General features: G+C 71.5%; 12 protein-coding genes, 1 tRNA gene and 1 other RNA gene. 7 read left to right on the forward strand and 7 right to left on the reverse strand.

The genetic code is table 11. The annotated features are described in order from the left end of the window. Positions 1 to 591: 591 nt before the first annotated feature. From ACIBD9_RS08905 to ACIBD9_RS08930, 6 genes are all read left to right on the forward strand, one after another. A complete protein-coding gene (locus ACIBD9_RS08905) occupies positions 592 to 2,340 on the forward strand; it encodes a carbamoyltransferase N-terminal domain-containing protein (protein WP_396715912.1) in 1,749 nt (582 codons plus the stop codon). Next, complete coding sequence (locus ACIBD9_RS08910) at positions 2,330 to 3,655, forward strand: MFS transporter (protein WP_396715914.1); 1,326 nt, start codon at positions 2,330 to 2,332, stop codon at positions 3,653 to 3,655. The genes ACIBD9_RS08905 and ACIBD9_RS08910 overlap by 11 nt, the downstream gene beginning before the upstream one ends. Continuing rightward, positions 3,645 to 4,865 carry a hypothetical protein gene (locus ACIBD9_RS08915; protein WP_396715916.1) on the forward strand — a complete coding sequence of 407 codons (1,221 nt, stop codon included), beginning with the start codon at positions 3,645 to 3,647 and terminating at the stop codon, positions 4,863 to 4,865. Before ACIBD9_RS08910 ends, ACIBD9_RS08915 begins: the two co-directional genes overlap by 11 nt. Positions 4,866 to 4,915: 50 nt before the next feature. Next, positions 4,916 to 5,881 (forward strand): sulfotransferase domain-containing protein, encoded by a 966-nt coding sequence (locus tag ACIBD9_RS08920; RefSeq protein ID WP_238662816.1) that lies wholly within the window; start codon positions 4,916 to 4,918, stop codon positions 5,879 to 5,881. Further along, positions 5,874 to 7,178: an acetyl-CoA carboxylase biotin carboxylase subunit family protein gene (locus ACIBD9_RS08925; RefSeq protein WP_396715918.1), complete on the forward strand. Its 1,305-nt coding sequence runs from the start codon at positions 5,874 to 5,876 to the stop codon at positions 7,176 to 7,178. The genes ACIBD9_RS08920 and ACIBD9_RS08925 overlap by 8 nt, the downstream gene beginning before the upstream one ends. A gap of 91 nt (positions 7,179 to 7,269) precedes the next feature. Further along, complete coding sequence (locus ACIBD9_RS08930; RefSeq protein ID WP_396715920.1) at positions 7,270 to 7,530, forward strand: YciI family protein; 261 nt, start codon at positions 7,270 to 7,272, stop codon at positions 7,528 to 7,530. A 145-nt stretch (positions 7,531 to 7,675) separates the two neighbouring features. On the opposite strand, the gene ACIBD9_RS08935 is transcribed toward ACIBD9_RS08930, so the two are convergent. Both ACIBD9_RS08935 and ACIBD9_RS08940 read right to left on the reverse strand, forming a co-directional pair. Beyond that, positions 7,676 to 7,748 (reverse strand) — tRNA-Ala (locus tag ACIBD9_RS08935). Between the two features lie 88 nt (positions 7,749 to 7,836). Continuing rightward, positions 7,837 to 8,427 carry a YqgE/AlgH family protein gene (locus ACIBD9_RS08940; protein ID WP_112582369.1) on the reverse strand — a complete coding sequence of 197 codons (591 nt, stop codon included), beginning with the start codon at positions 8,425 to 8,427 and terminating at the stop codon, positions 7,837 to 7,839. A 322-nt stretch (positions 8,428 to 8,749) separates the two neighbouring features. Between ACIBD9_RS08940 and mdlC the strand changes: the two genes are divergently transcribed. Next, the gene (mdlC, locus tag ACIBD9_RS08945) at positions 8,750 to 10,345 is read left to right on the forward strand and encodes a benzoylformate decarboxylase (RefSeq protein WP_396715922.1); all 1,596 of its coding nucleotides are present in this window, start codon (positions 8,750 to 8,752) and stop codon (positions 10,343 to 10,345) included. Between the two features lie 11 nt (positions 10,346 to 10,356). On the opposite strand, the gene ACIBD9_RS08950 is transcribed toward mdlC, so the two are convergent. From ACIBD9_RS08950 to smpB, 5 genes are all read right to left on the reverse strand, one after another. Further along, the gene (locus ACIBD9_RS08950) at positions 10,357 to 11,310 is read right to left on the reverse strand and encodes a hypothetical protein (RefSeq protein WP_396715924.1); all 954 of its coding nucleotides are present in this window, start codon (positions 11,308 to 11,310) and stop codon (positions 10,357 to 10,359) included. 45 nt (positions 11,311 to 11,355) lie between these two features. Continuing rightward, positions 11,356 to 11,865: a hypothetical protein gene (locus tag ACIBD9_RS08955; protein ID WP_396715926.1), complete on the reverse strand. Its 510-nt coding sequence runs from the start codon at positions 11,863 to 11,865 to the stop codon at positions 11,356 to 11,358. Between the two features lie 168 nt (positions 11,866 to 12,033). Then, entirely contained in the window at positions 12,034 to 12,711 is a 678-nt protein-coding gene (locus tag ACIBD9_RS08960) for a hypothetical protein (protein ID WP_396715928.1), read from the reverse strand. 82 nt (positions 12,712 to 12,793) lie between these two features. Further along, positions 12,794 to 13,169: a transfer-messenger RNA gene (gene ssrA, locus ACIBD9_RS08965) on the reverse strand. 104 nt (positions 13,170 to 13,273) lie between these two features. Then, a complete protein-coding gene (gene smpB, locus ACIBD9_RS08970; protein ID WP_387167238.1) occupies positions 13,274 to 13,753 on the reverse strand; it encodes an SsrA-binding protein SmpB in 480 nt (159 codons plus the stop codon). Positions 13,754 to 13,913: the final 160 nt, after the last annotated feature.

The raw sequence follows: 13,913 nt of genomic DNA on the forward strand, positions 1-13,913 counted from the left end.
TTGCCGCGACGGCACGATGGACGGCTTGAGCAATTGTCGGATCGGAGAATCTGGCTCTCGCGACGCGCTCGGCGCGCCGCAGTTCCGAGCCGAGTCGGAGTGGATGCGTCGATTGCAGGATATCCCGTATCCATCGCTCAAGATCCGCTTCGTCCACCGGGAGGCTCCCGGACCGCGCGGCACCCCCGGTCGAACATAGACGCCAACTGGCCTCATCGCCACTCATTAATCCCCCATGCACGTCACAGCCACACTGAGCTGCTGAGATGCCGCCCGAGACAGCGCAGGCGGCGATCGGGCTCGCCACCAACCCTGGCAGCCGGCATCGCTGAGTTACCAACTCGTAACACGCGAATTTCAGATGACGGAAATTCCATATCCCATTACGCCGATAGGCATTGCGGGATCTCGGGGATGGCTCTCGACAACCCCTTCCTGGCATGACGCCGGTGACGCACCACATCGATCGACACCACTCCTCTTCGCCCAGCCGACGGCCACCCTGACCGGTGTCGGCAATGGCCGAGGGGTTGACTTGCCGGTGGAACATCGATAGGACTTTGACGTCGCCAAAAACGGGGAGAGGCATCTATGCGTATTACGTGCGGAGTAAAGCTCACCCAGAGCGGGGGCGTTGCTCTCTTCCAGGACGACGTGTTGGAGTTCAACGTCGAGGCGCAAAAGCTGGAGAACAACCGCCGATACAGCGACGTGGACGACCTCACGCTGATCGCCCGGATCCTGGGCGACTTCGGGTACAAGATCTCCGACGTCGACCAGTGGGCACTGGACGGCTGGGACGGCGCCATCCACGGGCAGGCCCACCGGCTCAACAACGGCAGCCCGGTCGACGTCCGCCTGGCGCCCTACCGGGAGACCGAGCGGGTGCCGAATCCGGCACAGCCGGGCCACCGTGGCGAGTTGCCCATCGGCGACGCCACCGTCCCGTACGTCAGCCACGTGCACGTGGCGAGCCACCTCGCCGCCGCGTACAGCACCAGCCCCTTCGCCCGACGGGGCGAGCCGAGTCTCGTCCTGGTCTGGGACGGCGGTTGCTTCCCCCGGCTCTACTCGGTGGACAAGGACGGCCGCATCGAACCCGGCGGCGAGGTCTTCCCGCTGATCGGGCACTTCTACTCGATGGCCTCGCAGCACTTCGGGCCGTACCGCCGCGACAAGCTGTCCCGCAACGTCGACGACCTCTCGGTGGCCGGGAAGCTGATGGCCTACATCGCTCTCGGCACCGCCCGGGAGCCGATCAAGCAGGTCCTCGGGGAGCTGTTCCACGAGCACTTCGAGGCCAACAGCCCGGCCGTCCGCAAGTACCGGGAGGAGATCATCGGCTGCGGCAGCACCGGCGAACCCTCCCACGCCTACGTCCACGCCTATCTGGAGGACGTCCGTCGGCGCACCGACCAACTGGGCGTCTCCGACGACGACGTGCTCGCCAGCGTGCACGAGTTCATCGAGGAGTTGCTCGTCGAGCGGCTCGTGGCCAAGGCCCAGTCCTGGAAGGGCGACGGCCCCTGGAACCTCTGCTTCGCCGGCGGCTGCGCCCTGAACATCAAGTGGAACAGCGCCATGCGGGCGCACAAGGCCATCCGCGAGATGTGGGTGCCGCCCTTCCCGGACGACTCGGGTTCGGCCGTCGGCACCGGCGCCATCCTGGTCAGCGGAGAGCAGCGATTGGCGCCCATCTCATGGAACGTCTTCGCCGGCCCCGACCTCGTGCACAACTCGCACGTACCGGCGGGCTGGACGGTGGCCCCCTGTCGACCGGAGGAGCTGGCCCGGCTGCTGCACCGCACCGGTAAGCCGGTGGTGGTCCTGCACGGCCGTGCCGAGTTGGGCCCTCGCGCCCTCGGCGCGCGCAGCATCCTCGCCCCGGCGGTGGACCCGGCGATGAAGGACGAGCTCAACCGGATGAAGCGTCGCGAGAACTACCGGCCGGTCGCCCCGATCTGCCTGACCGATCACGCTCCGACGGTCTTCGACCCGGGCACTCCGGACCCGTACATGCTCTTCGACCACCGGGTGCGCCCGGACTGGGTGGACCGGATTCCGGCGGCGATCCACCTCGACGGGACCGCCCGGTTGCAGACGGTCAGCGCGGAAGACAATCCGATGCTCGCGGCCGTCCTGCGTGAGTACCACAAGTGGAGCGGGATCCCGGTGCTCTGCAACACCAGCGCGAACTACAACGGCCGCAGCTTCTTCCCCGACGTGGTGTCGGCGATGGAGTGGGGCCAGGTCGACCTCATCTGGAGCGAGAACGCGCTGTACCGCAGAGTCACCTCATCGGACGCGTCAGCGAGCGTCGCCGGCACCGGTGTCAGCTGACATCCGGCGCCTGCCCGAGGGTACGGACGTCGGCGCACCGCCGCGCCCGCCGCTGCGGGAGCCCGCCTTCCGTACCCTCTGGCTGGGCGACCTGGCCGCCCGGTCGGCACATCAGATCACCGCCTTCGGGCTGCCCCTGCTGGTCGTGACGTTGCTCGCCGGCAGCGGCACCCAGGTGGGGTTGGTCGGCGCGGCCCAGTTCGTGCCGGTGCTGGCGTTCTCCCTACTCGTGGGCACCTGGACCGCCCGTACCTCGTTGCGCTGGATCCTGGTCACCGGCAACGCGGCGCGCGGCGTCGTGCTGTTCGGCATCGGGGCCCTGGCCGCCACCGACCGCCTGGTCTTCACCGCGCTGTTGGTGGGTGCGTTCCTCATCGGCTCGGCGGCGGTGCTGCACGACATCGGGTCCCAGGTCACCGCCCCCCGGTTGCTGACCGGCGACCGCCTGGTGGCCGGCAACGGTCTGTTGCAGGCCACCACGTCGGTGACCCAGATGGCCGGGCCGGCGGCGGCGGGGTTCATCGTGCAGTCCGCCGGCGCGTCCTGGGCCGCGGTGGTCACCGGGGCACTGTTCTGCGCGGCGGCGATGGCGATGGCGGCCCTGCCGGCGCGGGCGCTGCGGCCGGCGACCGACCGGGGCGACGCGCCCACGATCCGGGCCGGGCTGGCCTACGTCTGGCGGAGTCGACCAATCCGGGACCTGTGCGTGCAGTCGGCCCTGTTCAACCTGCACGAGCAGGCCTTCGCGACGGTCTTCCTGGTGTACGGCGTGCGAACCCTCGGGCTCTCCGGTGGCCTGATCGGCCTGGTCATCGGGCTCGGCAGCGTCGGGGCGCTGGTCGGCTCCCTCGTCGCCGGGCGGGTCGGGGCCCGACTGCACCTCGGCCGGGCGCTGACCGTCTCGATCACGGTCGCCGCGCTCGGGTTGCTGCTGGTGCCCGGGCTCGCCGCGGCCGGCACGGCGACCCTGCTGCTCGGGGCGGGCTTCGTGATCAACGGCGCGGCTCTGGCGGTCTACAACGTCCTGGCGGTCACCGTGCGCCAGCAGGTTCCGCCTCCGGTGCTGCTCGGCGCGGTGACCGCGAGCTACCGCATCGCGGCCTTCGGTTCGCTGCCGGTCGGGGCGCTGCTCGGCGGGGTGTTGGCCGACGTGGCCGGGGCGACCACGGCGGTCTGGGTGGTGGCCGTCTCGCTCACCGTCTCCTCGCTGCTGCTGTACGCCTCTCCGCTGCGTACGGCGGCCCAGATATCCGAGGTGCAGGCCCTCGCGGACACGACGACCCGGAAGGAACGGTCCACCCGGCATGGCGACTGACGTGACCGACGGCATCGCCGCCGTCGACGAGGAGACCTGGGCCCGGCTCGCCGCCGACGCCGAACCCGACGCGGCCCATGGCTACCTGCTGTTCCGCGAACGGCTGGAGCCGGGCACCGCGGTGCTGGTCACCGCCGACGACGACCGGGGGCCGGTGGCGGCGATCCACGCGGTCACCGCCGTCGCCGGGACGGGCCTGTTCAGCCACCCGTGGAAACTCCTCACCGAGGAACAGTTCCTCCGGCTCACCCCGGACGACGACGCGACCCGGATCCGCGCCGAGCACCGGGCCCTGCTCGGCGCGCTCGGCCCGGACGTACCGGAGTCGGGCGATCTCGCGGACTGGCTCACCACCACCGTCGGTGAGCCCCTCGTCGTCCGTACCTACGACCGCAGCCCGCTGTTCACCGCCCCCGACGTCGACACCGACCGTCGACGGCAGGCCGGCCGGGAGGCGGTGGCGGCCCTGCAGGAGCTGGTCCGGCAGGGCCGGGCGGGAGCGGTGGTCCTCCCGTACGTGGCCACCGACGACGACCTGCTGCGGGGCCTGCTGGAGGCCGCTGGCTTCGTCCGGGGCTCGGTCACCGCCGCGTCCGCGCTGCACCTGGCCGGCTACCCCACCTACCAGGCGTTCCTGGACGGGCAGAACGCCGAGACGCGCCGCAACTACCGGCTGGCCGAGCGCGAGGTGACCCGCGCCGGGCTCCAGGTCCGCGAGGTGCCGCTGGCCGAGCACGTCGACCGGATCGTGGACCTGGAGGCCCGCACCGGCGAGCGCAACGGCGCGGCACCGAACCGGCCCCAGCTGCGGGCGGCCCGCGCGTACCTGGCGGCGGTGCTCCCCGGGGCGATCCGGGTGGCCGTGGCGGGCCGTTCCGACGCGGAGGTCCTCGCCTGCACCGTGCAGATGTACGGCCGGCACGGCTGCTGCACCCTCGGCTACGGCAGCGACTACGACGTCACCGGTACCAGCGTCGCCTACCACCACCTGGTGTTCGGGCAGCCGGTCGAGTCGTGCATCCGGGCCGGCGTACCCCGGTACCGCCTCGGGTTCGAGGCGTTCGCCCCGAAGTTCCGCCGGGGTGCCCGGGTCGCCAAGCGGGAGCTGTGGCTGTGGACACCCGATGAGCGACGGCGGGAGTCGTTCGCCCGGCTCCTCCGATTCCTCGACGAGCGCACCACCGGCCACCTGGCTGCCTTCGTCCGCTGATTCCCCTTCACTCCGCGTCGCATCCGACGCACGACCACCGGGAGACCGACATGCCGCTGGCCCCTCGTGCCATGGTGATCTCGCTGCAGAAGACCGGCACCCACCTCATGCAGGGTCTGATGACCAATCTGGGGTACAAGATGGCCGGGGTTCCCAGGCCGACCCCGCGCAACACCCCTGAGTTCACCGACGCGCAGCGGCGTCAGATCGCCGCGCTCACCCTGTCCAAGTCCGACTACGACGAGCTGCTGGAGCTGGAGGGCACGGAGGAGTACCTGCTCCGCACCCAGGAGGCCTGGTCCGCACTGGGCTGGCACTGGCAACGCCGGCTGGGCCAGCACGTCGTCAACCGGTACGGGCAGACCCGGTTCGACTTCGCCGACTCGGTGATCACCAACCCGCACCTGCCGTACTCCCGGTTCGCGGACACCCCGGCCGGGCTCTGCTGGATCTTCCACGAGCTGGACATCAGCAAGGTGGACGGGTCCTTCTTCGCCGAGTGGGTGGAGACCGCCACCCCGCCGCTGGTCTACAACTACCGCGACCCCCGGGACGCCCTGGTTTCCATGGTCAACTTCCTGGAGGGGCGGACCCGCGAGGGGTACGGCAACTTCTACGAGTTCGACATCTTCCACCGCATCCTGACCTCCCTGCCGACCTGGGAGGAGAAACTCGACTACGCGATGCGTGACACCTCCTTCCTGGGCCGCGACCAGTTCGAGAGAGGGCTGTGGCTGTTGCGCCACCCCGACGTGTGCAAGGTCAGCTACGAGGATCTCGTCGGCGAGCGCGGCGGCGGATCCCGGCAACGCCAGCTCGAGGCCGTGGACCGGTTGCTGAGCCACGTCGGGTCCACCGCGGACGCCGAGGAGGTCGCCGGCAAGGTCTACGACCAGGGTTCCTGGAGTTTCTTCCGGGGCACCACGGGCACCTGGCGGGAGCGGTTCACCAAGCGGAACGAGGCCCGCTTCACCGAGCTGTTCGGCGACATCCTGGAGCAGTACGGCTATGAGTGAGGCCCGTGCCTTCCTGCTGCTCGGCGGCTACCGGGTGATCGCCCGCAACTGGGGCTTCCTCGCCGACCTCGCCGGTCGAGGGCTGCGGATCCTGCTGATCACCTCGGAGCATTGGCGGGCCGACACGACGGCCGCCATGGCCCGGGGCGAGGGCCCCGGGACGTACCTCACCGACGCGGCCTTCGTCACCGGTGAGGTCGGCATCGAGGGGAGCTTCACCTCCGGTGTGGTCGCCCACGTCCAGCGCTGGCAACAGGAGTACGACATCGTCGGGGTCTACGCCGCAGGCGAGATGCTCGTCGAGCAGACCGGGATCGTGGCGGATGCCCTCGGCCTGCCCGGGCCGGGGGTACGCGCGGCGCGGGTGTGTCGCAACAAGTACCTGCAACGGTTCTACCTGGCGCAGTGGAGCCCCCGGCTGGTCGTCGTCCCACCGCAGGGGCGCGCCGGGCTCGACGTGGGTTCGGTGCGGTTCCCGGCGGTGCTGAAACCCTCGGGCCGGCGGTCGAGTTCCGGGGTCCAAGCGGTGCGCGACCCCGCGGCACTGCCCGCGCTGCTCACCGAGTATCCGGCGGCGGAGACCCTGCTGGTCGAGGAGTACGTCACCGGCGCCGAGTACTCGGTGGAGGCGGTCGTCCAACACGGTCGGGTCATCTTCGAGTCGGCGACCCAGAAACGGACTACCGAGGACGACTCGGACTGGTTCGTCGAGATGGCCCACACCGTGCCCGCACCGCCCGGCGCGGAGCACGAGAGGTTGCTCGCCGCCAACCGCGACATCGTGGGCCGGCTCGGTCTCGTCGCCGGCATCGTGCACACCGAGCTTCGCCTCGACCGGGACGGCCGGCCGGTGCTGATGGAGGTGGCCGCCCGTACTCCCGGCGATGGCATCATGCCGCTCTACCACCTGGCGACCGGTCGGGCGCTGGAGCAGACGATCATGGAGGTGGCGCTCGACGAGCCGGCGGCGCACCCCGCACCCCGGCGGTACGCCCGCCAGGTCTACCTGCCCCAGCCGACCGGAGTGTTGCAGGACGTGAAGCTGCGCTGGCCGGGCGTGGAGCCGCAGTGGGTGCCGGAGGGGCAACCGTGGCCGGTCATCACACCGGGCGAGGCCGACGACCCGCCGGCCCTGCGGCACGTCATCGTGCTCAAGGAACGCGGGGCCCGCCTCGGTGAGCTGCGCGAGTCCGGTGACCGCGGGGTGACGTTCCTGATCGACGCCCCGACCCTCGACGACCTCGACGAACTGGAGCGCCAGGTGAGCGCGGCGATCGACGTCATCGTCGATCCCTGACCACCGCCGACGGGCGTCCGCGACAAGACGGTGGTGACGCTCCGGTTCGACTAGGGTGCTTCGAGAGATCGCCCCCGATGAGGAGGAATTGGTGTTCATCTTGGAGTTGTCCTTCGGCGACGAACCCGACCGGCTCGCCGCCCGACCGGCGCACCGGGAGCGTCTCCAGGCCCTGCACCAGGAGGGCCGGCTGGTCATGGCCGGGCCATTCGCCGACGACTCCGGAGCACTGCTGGTCTTCGACGTCCCGGACGCCGAGGCGTTCGCCGCGATCGTCGCCGACGACCCCTACTACCGCACCCCCGGCGTGACGATCGCCAGCCAGCGGGAGTGGTCACCGATCGTTCGGTAGCCAGGCGATCTCATGATCGTGGTGGTCGGCACCCCGGGACTGCGGGGTGCCGGTCCACCGACGGCCGCGGGGACGCTCTGGACGGCACCGCCAGCAACAGCAAACGCCCTGGTCGGATTATCCCGACCAGGGCGTTTCTCAAGGGTGGAGCCGAGGGGACTCGAACCCCTGACCCCCACACTGCCAGTGTGGTGCGCTACCAGCTGCGCCACGGCCCCTTGCTGTCGTCCCGGTCGCCCGGGCACTGGGAAACTATACACAGACCGGCCCGCATGGTCATCTCGCGGGGTCCCCCGCCGAGCCGGGTCAGTTGAGCGCCACGTCCGGCGGGAAGTGCGCGACGGCGGCCATCATCCCGCCCTGCCGGCGCAGCACCATCGGCCACAGGTCGTCGGGCCGGTCGACGAAGGCGTCCCCCGGCAGCCCGTCCAGCACGAACCAGGACCCGTCGGCGATCTCCTGCTCCAACTGGCCGCTGCCCCAGCCGGAGTAGCCGGCGAAGACCCGGATGCCGCCGATGCTCTCCCGCAGTCGTTCCGGGTCGACCGAGAGGTCGATCGTGCCGACCGCCCCGGAGACCTGGTGGAAGCCCTTCACCCGGCGCATGGGGTGCCGCATCCGGGCGAGGCAGATGGCCGAGTCGGGCTGCACCGGGCCGCCCTCGAAGAGCACCGCCGGGTGGCGGGCCAGGTCGCTCCAGTCACCGAGCACCTCGGCCACCGGCACCTCGGTGGCCCGGTTCAGCACCACGCCGAGCGCGCCGCCCGGCTCGTGGGCGACCAGCAGCACCACCGTACGGTCGAAGTTGGGGTCCTTGAGCGCCGGAGTCGCGACCAGCAGCCGCCCGGTCATCGACTCCATCGCTCGTCCGCCGATCGCCTGGCCCTCTCCCTGCATGCCACACACCCGTCAACCGTGAGCCCGCGCCGGGGGCCGGTCATCGACCGGATCCGCCCGGCGCATCGGGTTCAGCCGCGCTGTCAACGCCATGCCTGGCACCATAGCCTGCGTCCTGGGTGCTGGCTAAGGTCTGACCGGCGGGTGATCGGACAGTTAAGAAGAAGGGCCGATACACCCGGCGACAGACCTCCCGGTGATCGACGGGTCGGGACCACCGACGGCTGGGAAACGCCCGAAAGGTCCGTCACATCCCGATAGATTCGGCTGATCGGGAGGGCGACCGCGGTCGCCCCTGCCCGCGACACGGAGGCGGGTGGCGATGGCAACTGTCCGGGACGCGACGTACGACGTGCTCCGCACCCTCGGTATGACCACTGTCTTCGGCAACCCCGGCTCCACCGAGGAGCCGTTCCTCCAGGACTTCCCCGCCGACTTCCACTACGTCCACGCGCTGCACGAGGCGACGGCCGTCGCGATGGCCGACGGCTACGCCCAGGCCGGCGGAGTGCCCGCCCACGTCAACCTGCACACCGCCCCGGGGACCGGCAACGGCATGGGCAACCTGGTCACCGCCTGGCACAACAAGACTCCGCTGATCGTCACCGCCGGCCAGCAGACGCGGGAGATGCTGCTCCTCGAACCCCGGCTGACCAACCGCCGACCCACCGAGCTTCCGCAGCCCTACGTGAAGTGGGCCTACGAGCCGGCCCGGGCGCAGGACATCCCCGCGGCGGTGCTGCGGGCGTACGCGACGGCGGTGCAGCCACCGGCCGGGCCGGTCTTCCTCTCCCTGCCGATGGACGACTGGGTCCAGCCAGCCGACCCGCCGCCCGCGCCGCGAACGGTGGCCACCCGGTTCGCACCGGACCCCCAGCGGTTGGACGAGTTCGTTCGGGTGCTCGCCGGCAGCCGTAACCCGGTGCTCGTGTACGGGCCGGGGGTGGACCGCTCCACGAGTTGGCCGGCCGCGGTCGCGCTGGCGGAGCAGCTCGCCGCGCCGGTCTGGTCGGCTCCCGCCCCCGAGCGGGCGGTGTTCCCCGAGGACCACCCGCACTTCCGCGGCGTGCTGCCGTACGCGATCGGTCCGCTCGCCGAGGCGCTGCGCGGGCACGACACGGTGCTGGTCATCGGCGCCCCGGTGTTCCGCTACTACCCGTACGTGCCGGGCGGGCACCTGCCCGACGGCGCCCGACTGCTGCACGTCACGGACGACCCGGACGAGGCCGCCCGAGCCCCGGTCGGTGACAGCCTGCTCAGCGACCCGGGGCTGGCCCTGGCCGCGCTTGTCGAACGGGTGCCGCCGAGCGACCGGCCGGCACCCCCGCGCCGGGACGCACCGCCACCGCCGGAGGTCGGCACCCCACTGAGCGCCGACGCCCTGTTCGCCGCGCTGGCCGCACACTGGCCGACCGACGGCGTGCTGGTCCAGGAGTCACCATCCAATCTGTCCGCGCTGCGTCGTCAGCTGCGGATCACCCGCCCGGCGTCGTACTTCACGATGGCCAGCGGTGGACTCGGCTACGGCCTGCCGGCGGCGGTCGGCGTCGCGCTGGCCGAGCGGGACACCGGGCGCGGTCGCCCGGTGGTGGCGGTGATCGGCGACGGTTCCTTCCACTACTCGGTGCAGGCACTCTGGACGGCGGCGCGCCTGGCACTGCCGGTGGTGGTCGTCGTCCCGGTCAACCAGCAGTACGCGATCCTCAAGGCGTTCGCCGAACTGAAGCACACCCCCGGGGTTCCCGGCCTGGACCTGCCGGGGTTGGACATCATCGCGATCGCGGCCGGCTACGGCTGCGCCACGGAGGTGGTGCAGACCCCCGACCAGCTCGGCGCGGCGCTCGCCACCGGGCTGCGCGCCGACCGTCCCACGGTGTTGCCGATACCGATCAGCACCGAGGTGCCCAGCCTCCTCTGAACCGGCTCCGGTCAGCGCGGTGCGATCGACAGCGGGGCACCGGTGAAGACGTCCAGCACCGGCCGGGTGCCCAGCGGCGCCGCGAGGGTGACGGTGACCGGCTCCAGCTTCAGCAGGTCGATGCATTCGCCGGTGGCCCGGGTGACGCTTCCACCGACCACCACGACGTCCGGCCGTTCCCACACCAACGGCGTGATCCCGGTGTCGCACGCACCGACGCCGAGCCGCACGGTCAGCCGGGCGCCGTCGACGGCTGCCAGGTTCTGGGCCGCCACCAACCCGTCCGGTAGCGGCCGGGCCGGCGCGGTGGGCTCCGGGACGGGGGTGACCGCCGTCGGCGCGACGGCGAGCCGGACCACCGGGGTGGCCAACTCCTTGGTGGTGAACAGCCAGGCCGGAACCTGCGCCACACCCCGGCTCGTCCGGACCGGCACGGCACCGAACGTGACAGCGGTGACGGTGAGCGGGAGACAGGCGGTCTGCGTGCTGCTCGTGGCCCACCCGTCCGGTCCCGGTTCGACGGTGGGGCCGCCGGGGGTGGGCCGGCCGGGCCGCTTCGGCCGCCCCGGGCAGGGCAGCGGGTCACCCTGGTCGAGCTGCTGGTACGCCTCCGCGGCGCTGACCAACGGCAGCCTCAGCCGACCGTCCGGGAATTGGATCTCGCCGCCGACCCGGGTGGGCGGTATCCCGACCTGCTCGCGGTACCACCCGGCCCGGAAGGCCGCCTCGGTCTCGGGAGTGAAGCCCGGGTCGCCGGTGAGCAGGGTCGGCCCCTCCAACGGTACGTAGCCCGTGCGCCACTCGGGCCCGGGCCGCCACGCCTCGGCGACCTGACCGGCCCGCTGGTCGAACGCCTCCGCGCCGCGGGTGGGGCTGCGCGGGCCGCCGGCCGGACCGGCGTCGGTCGCGGCGCAGCCCGCCGCGAGCAGCAACGGGAGTACGAGCAGCAGGCCGGATCGACGCATGTACGGTTCGACGCGTCCGTCGACCGGCCGGTTCCCGACCTGGGCTCAGGTCTCGCCACCCAGATCCGTCTGGTACGCCTCCCAGAGCAGGTCGGCGCCGCGCCGCCGATGCCGGGCCAACCTCCGCAGCAGGTGCCCGGCCCGATGCCGCAGCTCGTCGGGGTGCGCCTCGGGCCGCTCGGCGATCTGCTGGACCGCCAGGATCGCGGCGACGATCGCCGTGTGTTCCCGGGTCAGCAGCCGCACGCCGTGGTCCAGTCGCGGCGACTGGGTGAGCAACTCCCGGTAGAGGCCGGTGGGGCCCTCGGTGGCCCGGACGTGCTCGGCGAAGCCCTTGCGCACCGGACCAAGCCGAAGGAGAACGTCTTCGCGCCAGCGCGGCTCGGTGCTGGCCGCCGCGACGGCCCGGCCGAGGGCGTGCACGTCGCCGGCGAGGCCGGCCGGGCGCGGCTCGCCGGGTAGACCGTTGGTATGTGGGTCGGCGGGGAGCCCTGCCGGATGCGCGACGCGCGGTCGGGCGACGAGTGACGGCTGCTGGACCGGACCGGCGACCATGGCACCTCCCGCGCGGCGCTGTTACCCCATACCGCGATGGTGCGGCTGCCCCGCGCGCCCTGTCCAGGGCCCTGGTTCGCCTCATCTGCCCCGTTGGACCCACTGACCCCACCAGCCGCACTGGTACGGCCCTGGGCGCCGCACAGACCCCCTGGAAGGTACGCCGGCTCAGTCGGTCGACCGGAGCTCCGCCAGGCGGCGCAGCTGGTCGGCCACGGCGTGCGCGTCGCCGTCCCGCCCGTCGGCCGGTCGACCGGTCGCGATCGCCTCGGCCAGCGCCCGCAGCTCCGACGGTGGCAGGGTGGGCAGCCCCATGCCGCGCAGCGGGATGGTGGCCCCCCGGGTACTCCCCGGGTCGGTGGCGAGGATGGCCCGCGGCTGCGGTCCGCCGGCCGGGCCGTCGTCGTCCGCCTCGCGGTACGACACCGCGCCGGACTCGATCCGGGCGGTGGCGAGGTCGACGGTGCGGGTGCGCAGCGCACCGCGTACCCGCGCCCGGCTGCCGTCCAGCCAGGCGGCCGTGCGGAGCACCCGCAGCACGAGGTAGAGGCCGAGCAGGACGAAGGGCAGGCCGCACAGGCCGATGAACGGGCTGGGACCGGACTGGTTCGGGTCGGCGGAGTCGCGGAGCCCGGGCGGCAGCAGCCCCGGTGGCAGGTCGCGAGCCTCCTCGTAGGAGGCGAACGCGTCACCCGGACCGGTCAGCCGACGCAGCAGCCCGTCGGCGACGAGGGGCAGCGCCACGAACGCCGCGCCGACGGCCGCGAGGAGGACGCCGGCCACCACCGCCGTGACGCGCTGGCCGGGCGACGCGCCGACCGACAGGCGCAGCTCCTGGTTGGTCACAGGGGGCAGCGTAGGCGAGTCGCGTCGCCGCCCGTGAACAACGAAGCGCCCCGGCTGGTGGGCCGGGGCGCTTCGTTCGAGGTGGTGGAGGTGCCGGGAATCGAACCCGGGTCCTTCGCCGGTTTGTCAGGGCTTCTCCGAGCGCAGCTCGCTGTGCCTCTACTCGGCCCCACCGCTCACGCGAGCAAGTTGGTGTGACGGGCCCAGTCGCTGATTAATCTCGCCGCACGGACCCCGCGACCGGGTCCGATTGGCCAGCCTCCTAGCTGATGCCGGCTACTGGGACGAAGGCGTTCCCAGACCGACAGACTTAGCTACTCGCCTCAGGCGGCGAGAGCGAAGTCAGCGCGTTGGTTATTGGCGCTTATAAAGTTCCGACGACCGATTCTCGAGACGACGTCGGCTTCCTCGGCTCGCTTCCCCTGTCGCTGCGTACGAAGTCGAAACCAGTCACCCCCTCGACAGGCCGCCGATGTGGCGGCACTGACAAGCCTAACGCCTGGCGCAACAGCTTTCATCCCGAGCCCCGGGCCGGCACGCCGACCCGGACAAATGGGACGAACTAGTCGTCCATCCCCTTGCCACGACGACCGGACACCCGGGCGATCTCCCGGTCCGCGTCGCGCTTGGCGAGGTCCTGACGCTTGTCGTACGACTTCTTACCCTTGGCCAGGGCGATCTCGACCTTGGCCCAGCCGTCCGAGAAGTAGACCTGCAACGGGACGATCGTGAAACCGCCCTCGCGGGTCTTGCCGACGAGCTTGTCGATCTCGACCCGGTTGAGCAACAGCTTGCGGGTACGCCGGGGCTCATGGTTGGTCCAGGTGCCCTGGGTGTACTCCGGAATGTGCATCGAGTGCAGGTACAACTCGCCGTCACGTTCCTGTGCGAACGCGTCGACAAGCGACGCTCGCCCGGCCCGCAACGACTTGACCTCGGTGCCGGTCAGCGCCATGCCCGCCTCGTACGTGTCGAGGATGGCGTAGTCGTGGCGCGCCTTCTTGTTGGAGGCGACCACCTTGCGCCCCTTTTCCCGTGGCATCGGTGCCACCCCCTCTCCCAGGTCCGTGGCCGGGGTTCACCCCGGCCGGACAACCGATCATGCTACCCGAATGAGGCTTATTCGGGCTCTCGCCGCCGAGCAGGCCGTGCCATCGTCAGGGCCGCCCGAATAAGCCTCATTGACAAGGACCCTCCCGCGC

Source organism: Micromonospora sp. NPDC050784, assembly GCF_044456765.1.
GTDB classification, from domain to species: Bacteria; Actinomycetota; Actinomycetes; order Mycobacteriales; family Micromonosporaceae; genus Micromonospora; species Micromonospora foliorum.